This is a genomic window from Methanocella conradii HZ254 (assembly GCF_000251105.1).
GTDB classification, from domain to species: Archaea; Halobacteriota; Methanocellia; order Methanocellales; family Methanocellaceae; genus Methanocella; species Methanocella conradii.
The window spans coordinates 1,049,722-1,063,209 of record NC_017034.1; the positions used below are offsets into that span (position 1 = coordinate 1,049,722).

Sequence of the window (13,488 nt, forward strand, 5' to 3'; positions counted from 1 at the left end):
TTGCTATGTATCGTTGGGGCGTTATATAAGTTGCCAGCATGCATTGAAAATATTAATCCCTTTAATTGAGGATGCACATGAGGGCGCCGGATAGGAGGGGTATGGACAGGTTGTCGTCGATGACGAAGCCGAAGAGCCTCCAGGGGAAGGCGTCAGCTATGACAGCACCCAAAGCGCCAATTATTATCATCAGGGGAGAGAGCGACGGATAAAAGGCCAGGCCGATAAGCCCGCATACCATGAACATAACCGCCATGAGGGCTGGCGACTTGGGATGGCTCGCCGCATAACATAGCTCGCCAAAGAGGGGGCGCACCTTTGCATCATAGTCACGCGTATCAGCCTTACTCCTGCCCAGAAGCATGGACATAACCGCCCCCGCAAGGCCAGTAAAGGCGTCACCCACGTCCAGGAACAGTATGGCGACAACTGCGATGGCCTTATCAAAGAGCAGCACGGCCAGGAAGGTGGAAAGAAGGGCAAAGAAATACCCGCCAATCACGCCTTTCTCCTCGTGGCCCCTCAACAGTATGCGCGGAAATATAGGGTTACCTGATAGGCGGATATACTCCAGGGCGGCGGCAACGGCCAAAGCGACGCCTAAAATCAAGAGTAAAAGCTCACGGGGAATGAAAAAATAGTATGCGAGAGGCACCACGGCGCCAGCCAGGTGGATGGACTTCCTGGACGCCTCCTTTGCTAAAATGCTCCAATCAGGCGGCATCCTGGCTATGCGACCCTCTCGCCAAAATCCGTGAGCGGCCTATCGCTCGCCAGTAATTCCCCGAGCACGCGGGCCAGGTCCTTAACGGGCACCCTCACCTGGCTCATGGTATCCCTATCCCTGATGGTCACAGTATCGTCCTCCATAGTCTCATGATCGACCGTGATGGAGAACGGGGTGCCCACCTCATCGTTCCGCCTGTAGCGCCTACCGATGGTGCCCGACTCGTCATACTCGACCATGAACCCCTTATCCTTCAGGCCTAGGGCTATCTTCCTCGCCTTGCCGGTCAGCGGCTCCTTGCTGAGCAGCGGGAGGACTGCGGCCGTGATAGGGGCGACCGACCTGGCCAGTTTCAGCACGATGCGCTCCTCGCCCCTGACGACCTCCTCATGGTAGGCGTGCTCCAGTATTGAGTATAAGATGCGATCAATGCCATAGGAAGGCTCCACCACATGCGCTAGCACGTTCTCACCGTTGACGTCCTCGTACACCGTCTTATGCTCGAACAGGCTGCTCTCGATGATAATTTCCTCGCCATCGATGTTAAGCCTCACCTCGGGCTTGCTCAGCTCGGACTGGGGCATGGCTTTCAAGGCGGCCATAATCTTGCCCGCCTTACCCTTATACCTCGGACCGATCACCGCCATGTTAGGGGTCACTATCGTCCTCGAGACCTTCATGGGCTTCTCAAAAGGAACGAACACCGACATGTCGACCTCGCTGCGTCTCTGGTGAGCCGTGAGGTCGTAGTCCGTGCGGTCGGCTATGCCAACGACCTCCACCCAGCCAAACCGCTCGAGCAGCACCTCGGCGTCCCAGCAATCGGTGGCGTAGTGCGCCCTCTCGGTCTTCATGTGCTGCCTGAACCTGAGCCTCGCGGGGTCTATCCCCACCATGGTCAGGAAGACGTGGGTAAGCGCCACGTAATAGGCCAGGTACTCGTTCGCTATTATCCCCTTGCCAACCGCCTCGCCAATTGCCATAGGAATGGGCTGCCCGCCGCTAAGCTGCGACTGCTCATCGTACAATGGAAGCACCATGTCCCTGACTGCTTCAAAGTTCGGGTGGGAGCTCTTGTCCTTCGGGTTGACGAAGACCTCGGCCTCGGCCTGGGTGAACTCCCTCAGCCTTATCACGCCCTGCCTGGGGGATATCTCATTACGGTAAGACTTGCCAATCTGGGTCACCCCAAAGGGAAGCTTCTCACGGTAAAAGCGCAACAGCCTGGGAAAGTCCACGAACATGCCCTGGGCCGTCTCAGGGCGCATATACCCCTTCTTCTTCTGGCCCGGCCCAATCCAGGTCTGGAACATGAGGTTAAAATCGTACACTTCGCCCAGAGGCCCGCCACACTCGGGGCACTTTATGCCATACTTCTTAATGATCTCGGTTAGCTGCTCTTTTTTTAGCCCGTCAGGTATCTCCATCTCGCCTTTAATCACGTGGTCTGCCCTGAAGGACTCCTTGCAATTCTGGCATGTGGTCATCGGGTCGGCGAACCCGCCTACGTGGCCCGAGGCCTCGAAAACGGCCTCCACGCCTATGGTGGGAGACTCTATCTCGTAGAAGCCTTCGCCCACGCAGTACAGGCGTCTCCAGGCATCCTCGATCTTCCGCTTTAAAGTGGCTCCCATGGGGCCATAGTCATAAAACCCCGATGCGCCGCCGTAGATCTCGAATGAAGGCCATATGAACCCGCGGTTCTTCGCGAGCTCGAAGACCTTGTCATACTTATCCATGCTCTCTCCTCGATTTGATTGCACACAGAAATGCGAGCGATAAGATATATTTTTTGTCGGCGGAGCCGAAGAACAAATTTTTTAAGAGGCAGATAAAGATTTTTTTATAGCATAAGCTATGGCTTTATAATCGATTTTTATTGGCGGCCAACCGACCGCATGCCGGAAATATATGACGATGGGGGGCGCATCGCTTTTATATTTATATTACGGCTTTGTGTTCCTCAGCATGGCCCGTTAGCACTGTGCCCGGTTCCATGTTGAACATTTCCTTGAACGCGTTCGGGTTAAACCTCAACCTGAGCTTTGGCCTACCAGGGCCTTTATTATGCATAGACTCCGTGTAGATGAGCCCTGCACGGCGCATCTCATATATTCGCCTCGAGAACGTCTCCACGCTCGCTATCCCCAGCTTAAGGCCCGCCTCCCTCAGGTCTTTATAAAGAATATTGCTGTTGGCACAGGCCATTATAAAGACGGAGGTTGAGTCCTTAAAGGTGTTCTTGATAGCGCTGAACCTGGGCTGGCTCACCTGGTTCATGATGTTGACGTAGTCGTTGGCGATGGCTTCTCCGCATAGCTCCCTGATGTTGACCACAAGCTCCTCCGAAGGAGAAATTTTCGCCATAATATGTACGAGAATTCTTTTTAGACTTAAATATTGCGTTAATCGAAAAAAATGCAAATATCTCGGAATTTTATCGAAAAATAACGACAAATATATATTATAATTGCCTTATTGTTTTTTATATTTGTTCTTTGATAGCATTTTTATCCTGGGGGAAAGTTTTTACGTGTGATGCGCCTTTACCATTTGATTTATGGCACGAAAGGTGGACGTAAAACTATTCGGATACTATCCCGAGGCTAGCTGTGACGAGTGCTCTAATTTTTGTATGTGTGGAGGGCAGGCCCATCGGGGTGATGATGGCACCGTTAAGGCGTTGCTGGATACGTATGGTGAGCGCATCCAGGTGTCGCTTATCAACGTGTTTTCGAGCGAGATGAATGGCTACCCCGATGTGGTGGAGCGTATCAAGAAGAATGGGTTACGTGTGCCTATCGTGATGGTTAATGGCGAAGTAAAGCTTATGGGTAGTGAGGCTACCCTTGATGCCATTAAGCCTGTCATTGAAAGCCAGCTTAGCAAAGGGCCGCTCTCTTTTTTAGTTAGGCACCCCTAAGCTTCCCACAAAGGGTAAATACTATTACGAGAATATCGCTCACCCGATGGACGCGACCAGGAGACTCGATGAAATGGGCTACATTGCCTCGAGGAGAAAGACGCCGGGAGGCAGGTGTAAGCCACATTTCTCGCTTACTTTTAAGTCGTGCGGAAAGGATGTCACCTTCGGCATCGACACGACGAGGCTCTCCAGAAGCGATGACCAGTATTTTTTGATAACGCACGCCCACACCGACCACTACGGTAAATCGGCCATGCTATCCAAAAAAGCGCTCGCTTCTGACAAGACCGCGCTCGCCCTGGAGCTCAGGCACGATCAGCGCTTCGAAGGGATACGGTTTAGCGTGGGGGACACAATAGACCTGGACGGGGTTAAGGTAAAGACCTATCACACTTACCATTCGATTGGCTCTACGGCTTTTTACTGGGAGAACGATTTAGGCGTCAGGACGCTGGTGACTGGTGACATAAAAGACTATAAGGACCTGCCCAGGTGCGATCTTTTGATCATGGAGGCGACCTATGGCGATCCATATGATGAGGGGTGCGTCTTCGAGGACGACTATGACTCGTTCGGCGCTGCGCTGGGCGAGGCCAGGGTCGGCTTTGGCGCCTACTCTTTTGGAAAGGCCCAGCGCGCGGTTTCTCTTATAAGAAAGATGGGTGACGAGCGGCCCATCGAGATGGACAGGAGCGCCCTGATGCTGACCAGGCACCTCTTGGGCGACGAGGCCGGCACGATTGGCAGGCTGGGCGAGTATGGCGGCAGCATATGTATTACTTCCCCGTGGAGCCTTGATAGGCTGCCGTATGGCATGAAAAAATACGTCTTGACGGGCCAGCACTATTATGGCCTCCCGCGGATTTGCATCAGTGACCACATTGACTTTAACGGCCTCAGGGATATGGTATACAGGCTAGACCCTCAGCTCGTCATCGTGTACCATCCTGAGTCGGGCAACTCTGGCTGCTTCTCCTCGTTTTTAAACGAAAACGGCAAGGAAGCCTGTACACTGGCCGACCTTTTAAGTTTCTGAGTCTAAGAAGATACTTTTAAGGGCGGGGGCTGGATTCGCCGAGGACTATGCCCGTTGCTATGAGGTGCGCCACGCGCAAGGGCTCGGGTACGCGGCTATGGGTGGTGCTTGAGCGCACGATATTCAAGGCGCTATCGGCGTCAAGGCCTTTATATTGCATATAGATGGGCTTACCCCTTTTAGCGGGCACTTCGATGGCATTACCCGCCCTGGATATGACTTCAAAGCGATGCTCGGGCTCGCTCAAGTTTTTAAGGGCGCTCTTTATGCTGGCCATGTCCGGCGGCTTACGCATGACGCTAATGACGGGTATGCCGGTGCTCTCATACAATGCCTCCATGTCAACCGCGTTGAAGCCGCCCATGGTTACTCCATTAAGCATGGCCACGCGTATCTGGCCGAAGTGCTTGCTGCTCCTTACCATGTCCACCAGCTTACCGGTCGCATCCAGGCCGTCTTTCTTGATATAGGTGCGCAGGACGCCCTCAAGCCACTCCCCGCCGCGCATGACGGCTCCAACGACGAGTATGTCCTCGCTGATAAGCGGGGAGTCGTCAATGCCCAGTATCCTTATCTCCTGCTTTATGTGCGTCCGACGCGCCCCCGTATTTCTTTCCAAGCCAGTAGAGGCCTATCAGCCCTATCGAGCCCATGGCGACGACATACGCTTCAACAGGGAAGTACATATAGGCCCCCATGTACCCCAGATAGTGGCTAAAAAGCGGCAACGAGCCATCGATAAGCGTTTTATACAACACTGCGATGCCCAGCCATTTCAGGTCGGCGAGCTTGACAGCGTATATGGCGAGCGCCGTGGCGAAGGCGTGGCCGAAGAGCATGAACAGGCGCTCGACTACTGGCAATGGCATGAATAAAGGCTCGAACTGCTCAATGCTTGACTGCGGAAGGAGCGATACCAGTGCGGGGGACATCAAAAGCGTGACAACTGTGAGAAGGCTTAATAAGCCGAGCACGATCGCCTCAATGCCGCCAAAGCCGATGCCCACGGCCACTGCGTCTTTAAAGCCCATCTCTTTTAGCTTCGAATACTTTACGCCAAGGTATGCTATGCCATTCTCGACTATTCCCGTCCTCAGGCCGAGGTATAGGCCGGCAGCGGCCACCGCGCCTTCAGCCGGCATAAAGGCATAAAGCCATGAGTAGAGCGGCCCCGATACCGTAAGGTCCATGACAAGCTTAATGGCTATAGCGATCGCCCAGAACAGGGCGCCATAAGCATAATAGACCGCCTTCGGCCGTTTTTTAATGTGCCAATAGGCAACGGCCGCAACGGCGACCAGGACCATCCCCAGCCCGGATGAAAGGTTTAAAACGCTTACCATACTCTTTCCTCTCGCTTAAAGCATTAATCTATATACTATTTTAAGGATACTATGATATGTGTATAAGAATATCCTGATTCCAGTGGATGACCAGGAGCAGAGCTACGCGGCTATCCGCGTTGCGGGGATGATGGCAGCATGCGATAAGGCGAGAGTCACGCTATTCCACGTACGTAAGCCTCCCCAGGAGGTCGTGACCGACATTGTGACCGAGAACAAGCTGTTCGCGTTGCCGCTGAAGGAGCGCGAAAGCAGGATGTTCGCAAAGTGCAGGGACATCCTTATGGCTTTTGGCGTTGAGCCAAAGGTCAAAGTGGTCGAGTCCGAGAACGTGGCTGCCACGATATTAGACGAGTGCAGCTCGGGCGCTTATGACGTCATAATCATGGGCCACAGGGGGCGGAAGGCTTTGAAGCAGCTATTATTGGGCAGCGTGGCCAATGGGGTTCTCACGGAGTCGCCCTGCCCCGTCATTCTGGTACACGTGCCGAAGGAATAACTCCCTTTTTATACTTTGAAGCATCTTTTTAATGGACATATATGATGGAGCACGGAACCTTCCACTTAGACGTGGGCGACGGCCTCCACGTACGTCTTCTGGATGAGAGAGACGCGCCCGCCCTATTTGCCCTTATCGATGCGGACAGGGAAGGCCTGAGAAAGTGGCTCCCGTGGGTTGACAGGACGAGGACGACGGAGGATAGCGCCGCTTTTATACGGAATGCGCTGGAGCAGTATAGAAATTGCACGGGGCTTCACGCTGGCATATGGCAGGGCTCAAGGCTGGCCGGGGTTATAGGATATGTTAACATGGACGTCAACAACCGTAGGGCGATGATTGGATACTGGCTGGCTACCCCATATAGGGGTAAAGGGCTGGCGACCAGGGCCTGTATGGCCATGATTGACGTCGCTTTTAATAAGCTCCTCTTTAATAAGGTGGAGATCTATTGTGCGGTGGATAACCATAGGAGCAGGGCTATACCGGAGCGGCTTGGGTTTAAGCCCGAAGGCGTTTTGAGGCAGTATGAGCGGGTTAACGATCACTACGTCGACGTCGTCGCTTATGGTATGCTGGCCTGCGAGTGGCGGGAGATAAGAAAAAAGCTTAAAGGTGGATGATTGCGTGGATTGCGAGGCTCGTGTTAAAGAGTTTATCAGGGATTCGCTGGGCTGCGGCTGTGATGAAGAGGTTTTCAGGCATATCATGGTGGAGCGGGGCGTCCGGGTGGGCGGCGCCACGCTGATGAGGAAGATCAACGTCGGCAACAGGCTGCTCGTCTACGTCCTGGAAGCGGGTGCCGACACTATCAGGCAATTACCCTTACTTATAAAGGCTGGAAGGGATGAAAGAGATGCACGGGGCTTTAATCGTTTCAGGCTAGTGCTTCTCTCAAATGATAAAAACCTAAAAAAGGCTGCGTTTGATGCTTTCAACGCTATTGAGCTCCTGGACGAAAAAGTCCACCTACACGTCTTGAGAAAAGACGAGGCCAAGGGTATCTAAAAACCTATTTATAGTGGTATGGGCCTAAAAATATCTTGCAGAGCTAATCTGCATGAGTAATTAAAATGAAAGACAGTGGAAGTATGGGCCGCAAAAATTTCGGCCCCAGAGAAATGCACAAGGCGACTTGTTCTGATTGTGGCAAGGAATGTGAGGTACCGTTCGTCCCCGCAGAGGGGAGGCCGGTATATTGCAAGGATTGCTTACCCAAGCACAGGAAGCCCAGGCAGTAACCCGTTTTCTCTAAAAGAATAACATGATGTTTAAGAGGACATACGAAGGCTATAACTTCGTATGCTGATTTTATTTTAGGTTGTTGTAACGGTTTATTCCATAATGTTTAATATTGTTAAAGTAAAATTGATTATTCTACTGGTGGTCCGTGTCGTTGAGGGTCAGGAAAGAGTTGCTTGAATTATCGCCATGCGAGCATGGAGGCAAGGCCGGGGAGATAGCGGATAGGCTGGGCATCGAGAAGGGGTCTCTGATAGACTTCAGCGTGAGCCTGAACCCTTACGTGCCGCTCGATGTGGAGGGCGCCATCCGCAGGGCGTGTGATACGATATTTGCATATCCGGACAACAGTTACGTACGTTTCAGGGAGAGCGCCGCCAGGTTTGTGGGGGTAGATGCGGATGACATCGTGCCGGGCAATGGCTCCACGGAGATCATAAGGCTTTTTGCCGAGGCCGTCATCGAAAATGGCGACATCGTGGCCATCCCTTCGCCGACATTTGGAGAGTATGAGCAGCAGTGCAGGCTGTTTGGCGCAGGAATCAGGCATGTGCGCTTTAGCGATATTGCCAGTGGGAAGTATGGGCGGCTTGAGGGCTGTAAAGCGGCTTTCTTGTGCAATCCTAATAATCCTGACGGGCTGTTGCTGCCTCGAAACGAGGTCGAGCGCGTCGTGCGCTACTGTCGGGATAATGGTATCATGGTTGTGGTCGACGAGGCGTTCATCGACCTTGCGGACCCAGCGCAAAGCGTTGTGCAGCTCGTTGAATCTTATGATAATTTGCTCGTCATGCGGTCGCTGACCAAGTGCTTTGCCATCCCGGGGCTCAGGCTCGGCTTCGGCGTCGCCGGAAGGGATGCTGCACGCACCCTTAACATGGCAAGGCTAACCTGGAATCTGGATAGCATTGCGGTGGAGGCGGGCATCTATTTGATGGATAACGCAGGCTCGTGCCTGGAGGCATCGAGGGATTTCATAAAAAGGGAGCGCGAGTGGCTGGCGAGCCGCATCGGCGAGATTGGAGGGTTGAGGGCGTTGCCCTCTAGCGTGAACTACTTCCTGGTTGATGTAGGCGGCACAGGCATGACATCGGGCGAGTTTGCAGAGAAGATGATGCGCGAGCGCATCATCGTGAGGAATTGTAGCTCTTTTCCAATGATAGGCGGCCAGTACATCAGGGTGGCGGTGAGGAATCATGAGGAAAACATGCGCCTCATCGATGCACTATGCAGGGTGGCGGGTGTAAGGCATTGATCGGGTTCATGCTCGAAGCGCTTCTTCTCGCGGTTGCCCTTGACCTCGTCTTCGGGGAGCCGAGGCCAGCGTTCCATCCGGTCGTCTGGATGGGGAGGCTGATAGGCTTCCTCGATGGGCATGCGCCCCGGCGTTTCAGGCGCCTATACGGCATCCTGATGGCGCTGTTCACCGTTACGATCACCGCGGCCATTGGCTATGGCATAATGATGGCACTATACCAGCTATCACCGCTTATTTCCTTGCTGGCCACAGCCTTTTTACTAAAGTCCACGTTTAGCCTATCGTTCCTATGGCAGGTCTCCTGGGATATTTTTAATGACCTGAAGGCCGGCAGGCTCGACGCGGTCCGCGCAAGGCTTCCTGCCCTTGTGGGAAGGGACGTGAGCGGGCTCGACGAGGGCCATATGGCGTCGTGCGTCATAGAATCGCTCGGAGAGAGCTTCGTGGATGGGATACTATCGCCGCTCTTTTATTTTGCCATCTTTGGCCTGCCAGGGGCGCTCGCCTATAGGGCCATCAACACGCTCGACTCCATGGTAGGATATAAAGACGAAAAGCACCGTGAGGCTGGCTGGGCATCTGCCCGTCTTGATGATATGGCCAACTTCATACCGGCACGCCTCGCCGTGCTCATGACAGCGTTTGTATCCGGCCATCCCATAAATGCCGTTAAGACAGCGCTGCAGGATGGCGGGAAAGCGCCCAGCATCAACTCTGGCTATCCCATGGCCGCGTTTGCGGGCTCTCTTTGCGTAAGGCTGGAAAAGCTCGGATACTATGTCCTGGGGGAAGGCTTAAAGCCATGCAGTGTAGATGACATACCTAAGGCTATACGGCTCAACCAGTGGCTTTCAGCTTTGCTCTTAGCCATAATAACGATAGCCTTATGGCTTATGCCATTACCATTGGTTTGAGGTAAAATATGGACGTACAGCAATTATTGACGGGCATCAGGTCGGGCTTCGGGTTTTTAACGACAGTCCCGGTCAATTCAGATGAGAAGGGCTTCGAAGCATTCATGGGGAATATTTATCTTTTTATAATCGTTGGGGCGCTGATAGGCGCCATTCTCGGAGTCGTGGGCATAATATTGCTATGGCTTTTACCGCATGCGCTGGTCCCCGTCCTCGTCTTAGCCTGCATTTACCTGTTGACGGGAATAAACCATATCGATGGCCTCTCGGATTTTGGGGACGGGATAGTCGCATCCGGCACGGCCGAAAAGAAGATCGCTGCGATGAAGGACGCCCATGCTGGCGCTGGCGGCATCCTGTTCATAGGGATGGACCTTTTATTTTTATATGCCACGATTTCGCTATTTGCGGGCTTTGGAGGGCTTTATCTGCCGATAGGCCTGCTAATCGCTGAAACATGTGCCAAGGTGTGCATAGCTACGGTGGCCGCGTTCGGGGCGAGCCTACACCAGGGCATGGGCTCGATGCTGATAGAAAGGACGAGAAAGGAGCACTACCTGGCCGGGCTTGCCATCGCCATCGTGATATGTGTAGGCGCGATGGGGCTTCTCGCTTTTCAGCCATTCATGTGGCGGAAGGCTTTGATGTTGCCGCTCGCAGGCTTTTTGGCAGTAGCCTTATCGGTTGCGCTCGGCCTGCTCATCGTGGACGCTGCCACTAAAAACTTCGGCGGCGTGAACGGAGACGTCATGGGGGCGGCAAACGAGATTGGAAGGATAGCGTCCATGCTGGCCCTGGGAGCGCTACTATGGACGTTCTTGTGATGGCCGGGGGCAAGGGCGAGCGCATGGGCGGCATTGAGAAGCCAATGCTACTGTTATGCGGGAAGCCCCTCATCTCGTATGTCCTGGAGGCATTATCTAAAAGTAGCTCTATCGGGAAGATATACGTAGCCGTATCCCCTAGCGTTCCCCAGACTTCAGACTATATAAAAAAGTGGCCGGATAAAAGGGTCTCCATAGTAATGACGCCTGGCTCTGGCTACATCGAGGACATGGCCTTCGCGGTGCGAGCGCTCGGGCATCGGGAGCCGCTTCTCGTCGTCTCTGCAGACCTCCCTCTTATCACTCCTGCTATAATCGAAAGGGTCATCTCTGAATACCATAGGTGCGGAAAGGAGGCGTTATCGGTCAGGGTGGAGGCGCATGGCGCATCGAGCAGGCAATACTTACAAACGAACACGGGCGTCTTGACCATACCGGCAGGGCTCAACGTGGTACACGGCGCGCACATTGATAGGGCGCAGGACGAATACGTTCTCATCCTGGAAGACCCTTCCCTCGCCGCTAACGTGAATTACCGAAAAGATTTAACTTACTGCGAGCAAATATTTGCCGGGAAGCACGGAGAAGATGAGAGACGACACTTACGCGAGTAAAAAATGGGTCGTGCCTTACAAGAATATCGTGGCCATCCACGATGGCGAAGGATACGTGGAGATCGTCGAGCAGACCAATTGTTTCGGCGGCGCCTGCTGGGCGGAGTACCATTATAAGCGAACGAGCCCTCTCATCGTGAGCGTCAGGAACGTAGGGAATACGATGAGGTACCTGACGCGGGTGGGCAGAGAGGAATTGATTTTAACGCCTTCCATAGCCGCTGCTGGCATCGAGGCCGTGGAGGTGGATAGCGATACGATATCTATAACGTATGCGGGCCTTGGAGGGGGCGGAGTCGGGGCGACGATAAGCCGTGCCCTGGCCGAAGACGTCATCGATTATGATTTTACCGAGATAGGGGGCAGCAGACGCAGCAAAGGGACTATCGTGCTACCGAAGAGAAAAAGGGTTCTCATAGGCGTTGACGACACGGATACGAAGGAAGAGGGGGCTACCTGGTCGCTCGTGCACAACATAGCCCATGACCTGGATGATAAGAACGCACGATACATTTCACACTCTATCGTACAGCTATATCCCGTACCTTTCAAGACGCAGAACTGTGTCTCGACAGTGGTCGAGTTCGCCTGCATTGACGAGGCTAAGCTCATCAGGGATTTCGAGAGGCTGCTGAGGAAATATACCCTTTCACCGGAAACCGGGATGGTGGCGCTTGCGAGGTTCGACGCGGAGCCGCTCAGGGAATATGGGCGGCTGGTCAAGCAGAAGCAGATATCCAGGGAGATGGCGGAGAGGACAGCCCTGGAAGCTGGAGCAGAGATACTCATAGATGGCCGTGGGGTCATTGGGGCGCTGGCGGCGTTGCCCTATTTCGCGAGCCCCATGGAATCGGTGGTCCTGTGATGCCCATGGACGCTAAAAAGAAGGCCGAGCTCATTGAGGAGGGTGGCGTCGAGGTAGATGGCCCCATTTTATCGCACTTAAGCAGGTCAACCGCCGGGCCAGGAGCGGGCCTCGAATCTTTTTTCTTTAATTCAGGTGGGCACCGTGTCAGGCTGGGCGTCCGTAAGTCTTCCAGGTTCAAGGCTTGCTCTCATGGGGAAGAAGTTGTCATCTTAAAGGATGGGAAAGAGTTTGCAAGCGGCAGGATCGAAGACGCCATCGCTCATTGCCCTGAGCAGGTCTACGTGACCATAAGTGAGCGCTGCGTGTTCGATTGTAAGTATTGCCCGGTGCCCAAGCTTCAAGGCCGCGTTAAGGGCTTCGAAGAGGTCATGGAGCTGGTCGAAAATGGCTCGAAGCGACCCGGATTTAAGGCGATCTCTATCACGTCAGGCGTATGGAAATCCCCCGAAGAGGAGCTATGCCGCGTGGCCAGGCTCGTGAAAGAGATGGTGAAGTATAACGTGCCTATCGGCGTGTCCATCTATCCTACTGATAATTCCTCCGAGGTCTTGAGGGAGGCCGGGGCGCGCGAGGTAAAATATAACGTTGAGACTGTAGACCCGAATATATTCGAAAAAGTCTGCCCGGGATTGTCCCTGGAGTATATTAAGAAGGCACTGGAGCACGCCGTATCCTTATTTGGCCGCAACCACGTCTTCACCAATATACTGGTCGGCCTGGGCGAGTCCGATGAGGACGTCATCCTCGCAGTCGAAGAGCTCGCCGATAAAGGCATCATTCCGATACTTAGAAAAGTGAATCCTCACCCTCTACGGGCCGGGGAAGCGTGTACGGAAAATGTGAGAGGCGAAAGGCTTTTAAGGCTTGCTGAAGCAGAGCGTAGGATACTCGATAAACATGGCTTAAGGGCTGACCTTGCGTTGACCGGGTGTCTCGTGTGCACCGGGTGCGATATAACGCCACACCGTGATATATAACCTTACCTTCTCTTGAAACTCCTCAGGCGAGACTTCTCCTCCATCCGCATTTTTTCGGCTACCTGAAGGCCGTATTCAGTAAGCCTTAGACGGTCCCCATCATATACGCATACTAAGCCCGCATCTATCAGCTTTTTCACTTCTCGCTCAACTAGCTTACGATTATCTTCATCTTTCCTATTTCGAGGCCCAAGCAATATGCCACCCTTTAAAAATTTACTGTTTTCATATATATATTTAGCGCTTATCTATTATATGCC

At 53.5% G+C, this 13,488-nt stretch carries 18 protein-coding genes; 12 read left to right on the forward strand and 6 right to left on the reverse strand.

Annotation, left to right across the window (positions count from 1 at the left end):
* Nucleotides 1-61: 61 nt before the first annotated feature.
* The 3 genes from MTC_RS05390 to MTC_RS05400 all read right to left on the reverse strand — a co-directional run bounded on the left by MTC_RS05390 (nucleotide 62) and on the right by MTC_RS05400 (nucleotide 3,094).
* Nucleotides 62-724, reverse strand: coding sequence for a diacylglycerol/polyprenol kinase family protein (locus tag MTC_RS05390; RefSeq protein WP_014405675.1), 663 nt, complete (start codon nucleotides 722-724; stop codon nucleotides 62-64).
* A gap of 5 nt (nucleotides 725-729) precedes the next feature.
* On the reverse strand, nucleotides 730-2,466 hold the full coding sequence (glyS, locus tag MTC_RS05395) for a glycine--tRNA ligase (protein ID WP_014405676.1): 1,737 nt from the start codon (nucleotides 2,464-2,466) through the stop codon (nucleotides 730-732).
* 202 nt (nucleotides 2,467-2,668) lie between these two features.
* Nucleotides 2,669-3,094, reverse strand: coding sequence for a transcriptional regulator TbsP domain-containing protein (locus MTC_RS05400; RefSeq protein WP_014405677.1), 426 nt, complete (start codon nucleotides 3,092-3,094; stop codon nucleotides 2,669-2,671).
* A 193-nt stretch (nucleotides 3,095-3,287) separates the two neighbouring features.
* Here MTC_RS05400 and MTC_RS05405 point away from each other — a divergent pair, with 193 nt between their 5' ends.
* Together MTC_RS05405 and MTC_RS05410 are read left to right on the forward strand one after the other, a co-directional pair.
* On the forward strand, nucleotides 3,288-3,650 hold the full coding sequence (locus MTC_RS05405; protein ID WP_014405678.1) for a hypothetical protein: 363 nt from the start codon (nucleotides 3,288-3,290) through the stop codon (nucleotides 3,648-3,650).
* Between the two features lie 46 nt (nucleotides 3,651-3,696).
* Entirely contained in the window at nucleotides 3,697-4,689 is a 993-nt protein-coding gene (locus tag MTC_RS05410; protein WP_048189053.1) for an MBL fold metallo-hydrolase, read from the forward strand.
* A gap of 16 nt (nucleotides 4,690-4,705) precedes the next feature.
* Here the strand turns inward: MTC_RS05410 and MTC_RS05415 are convergent, their stop codons facing one another.
* Together MTC_RS05415 and MTC_RS05420 are read right to left on the reverse strand one after the other, a co-directional pair.
* A complete protein-coding gene (locus MTC_RS05415) occupies nucleotides 4,706-5,308 on the reverse strand; it encodes an endonuclease dU (RefSeq protein WP_014405680.1) in 603 nt (200 codons plus the stop codon).
* Nucleotides 5,244-6,032 carry a YhfC family glutamic-type intramembrane protease gene (locus MTC_RS05420; RefSeq protein ID WP_014405681.1) on the reverse strand — a complete coding sequence of 263 codons (789 nt, stop codon included), beginning with the start codon at nucleotides 6,030-6,032 and terminating at the stop codon, nucleotides 5,244-5,246. Before MTC_RS05420 ends, MTC_RS05415 begins: the two co-directional genes overlap by 65 nt.
* Nucleotides 6,033-6,090: 58 nt before the next feature.
* On the opposite strand from MTC_RS05420, the gene MTC_RS05425 reads away from it, so the two are divergent.
* The 10 genes from MTC_RS05425 (at nucleotide 6,091) to MTC_RS05465 (ending at nucleotide 13,228) form a co-directional block, all read left to right on the forward strand.
* Nucleotides 6,091-6,531, forward strand: coding sequence for a universal stress protein (locus tag MTC_RS05425; RefSeq protein WP_014405682.1), 441 nt, complete (start codon nucleotides 6,091-6,093; stop codon nucleotides 6,529-6,531).
* 41 nt (nucleotides 6,532-6,572) lie between these two features.
* Nucleotides 6,573-7,154 (forward strand): GNAT family N-acetyltransferase, encoded by a 582-nt coding sequence (locus MTC_RS05430; RefSeq protein ID WP_014405683.1) that lies wholly within the window; start codon nucleotides 6,573-6,575, stop codon nucleotides 7,152-7,154.
* A 4-nt stretch (nucleotides 7,155-7,158) separates the two neighbouring features.
* A complete protein-coding gene (locus MTC_RS05435) occupies nucleotides 7,159-7,539 on the forward strand; it encodes a hypothetical protein (protein WP_014405684.1) in 381 nt (126 codons plus the stop codon).
* 65 nt (nucleotides 7,540-7,604) lie between these two features.
* Entirely contained in the window at nucleotides 7,605-7,772 is a 168-nt protein-coding gene (locus MTC_RS12810) for a CxxC-x17-CxxC domain-containing protein (protein ID WP_014405685.1), read from the forward strand.
* Between the two features lie 149 nt (nucleotides 7,773-7,921).
* Nucleotides 7,922-9,028, forward strand: a complete 1,107-nt coding sequence (gene cobD / locus MTC_RS05440) for a threonine-phosphate decarboxylase CobD (RefSeq protein WP_394296117.1) — start codon at nucleotides 7,922-7,924, stop codon at nucleotides 9,026-9,028.
* Nucleotides 9,025-9,945, forward strand: a complete 921-nt coding sequence (locus MTC_RS05445) for a cobalamin biosynthesis protein (protein ID WP_237705986.1) — start codon at nucleotides 9,025-9,027, stop codon at nucleotides 9,943-9,945. The genes cobD and MTC_RS05445 overlap by 4 nt, the downstream gene beginning before the upstream one ends.
* Nucleotides 9,946-9,953: 8 nt before the next feature.
* Nucleotides 9,954-10,769, forward strand: coding sequence for an adenosylcobinamide-GDP ribazoletransferase (gene cobS, locus MTC_RS05450; protein WP_014405688.1), 816 nt, complete (start codon nucleotides 9,954-9,956; stop codon nucleotides 10,767-10,769).
* Entirely contained in the window at nucleotides 10,754-11,383 is a 630-nt protein-coding gene (locus MTC_RS05455) for an NTP transferase domain-containing protein (protein ID WP_014405689.1), read from the forward strand. The genes cobS and MTC_RS05455 overlap by 16 nt, the downstream gene beginning before the upstream one ends.
* Nucleotides 11,358-12,248, forward strand: coding sequence for a methanogenesis marker protein 11 (gene mmp11 / locus MTC_RS05460; protein ID WP_048189054.1), 891 nt, complete (start codon nucleotides 11,358-11,360; stop codon nucleotides 12,246-12,248). Before MTC_RS05455 ends, mmp11 begins: the two co-directional genes overlap by 26 nt.
* The gene (locus MTC_RS05465; protein WP_014405691.1) at nucleotides 12,248-13,228 is read left to right on the forward strand and encodes a radical SAM protein; all 981 of its coding nucleotides are present in this window, start codon (nucleotides 12,248-12,250) and stop codon (nucleotides 13,226-13,228) included. Before mmp11 ends, MTC_RS05465 begins: the two co-directional genes overlap by 1 nt.
* 2 nt (nucleotides 13,229-13,230) lie before the next feature.
* Here MTC_RS05465 and MTC_RS05470 read toward each other — a convergent pair whose 3' ends face one another.
* Nucleotides 13,231-13,425 carry a hypothetical protein gene (locus MTC_RS05470; RefSeq protein ID WP_014405692.1) on the reverse strand — a complete coding sequence of 65 codons (195 nt, stop codon included), beginning with the start codon at nucleotides 13,423-13,425 and terminating at the stop codon, nucleotides 13,231-13,233.
* Nucleotides 13,426-13,488 lie beyond the last annotated feature (63 nt).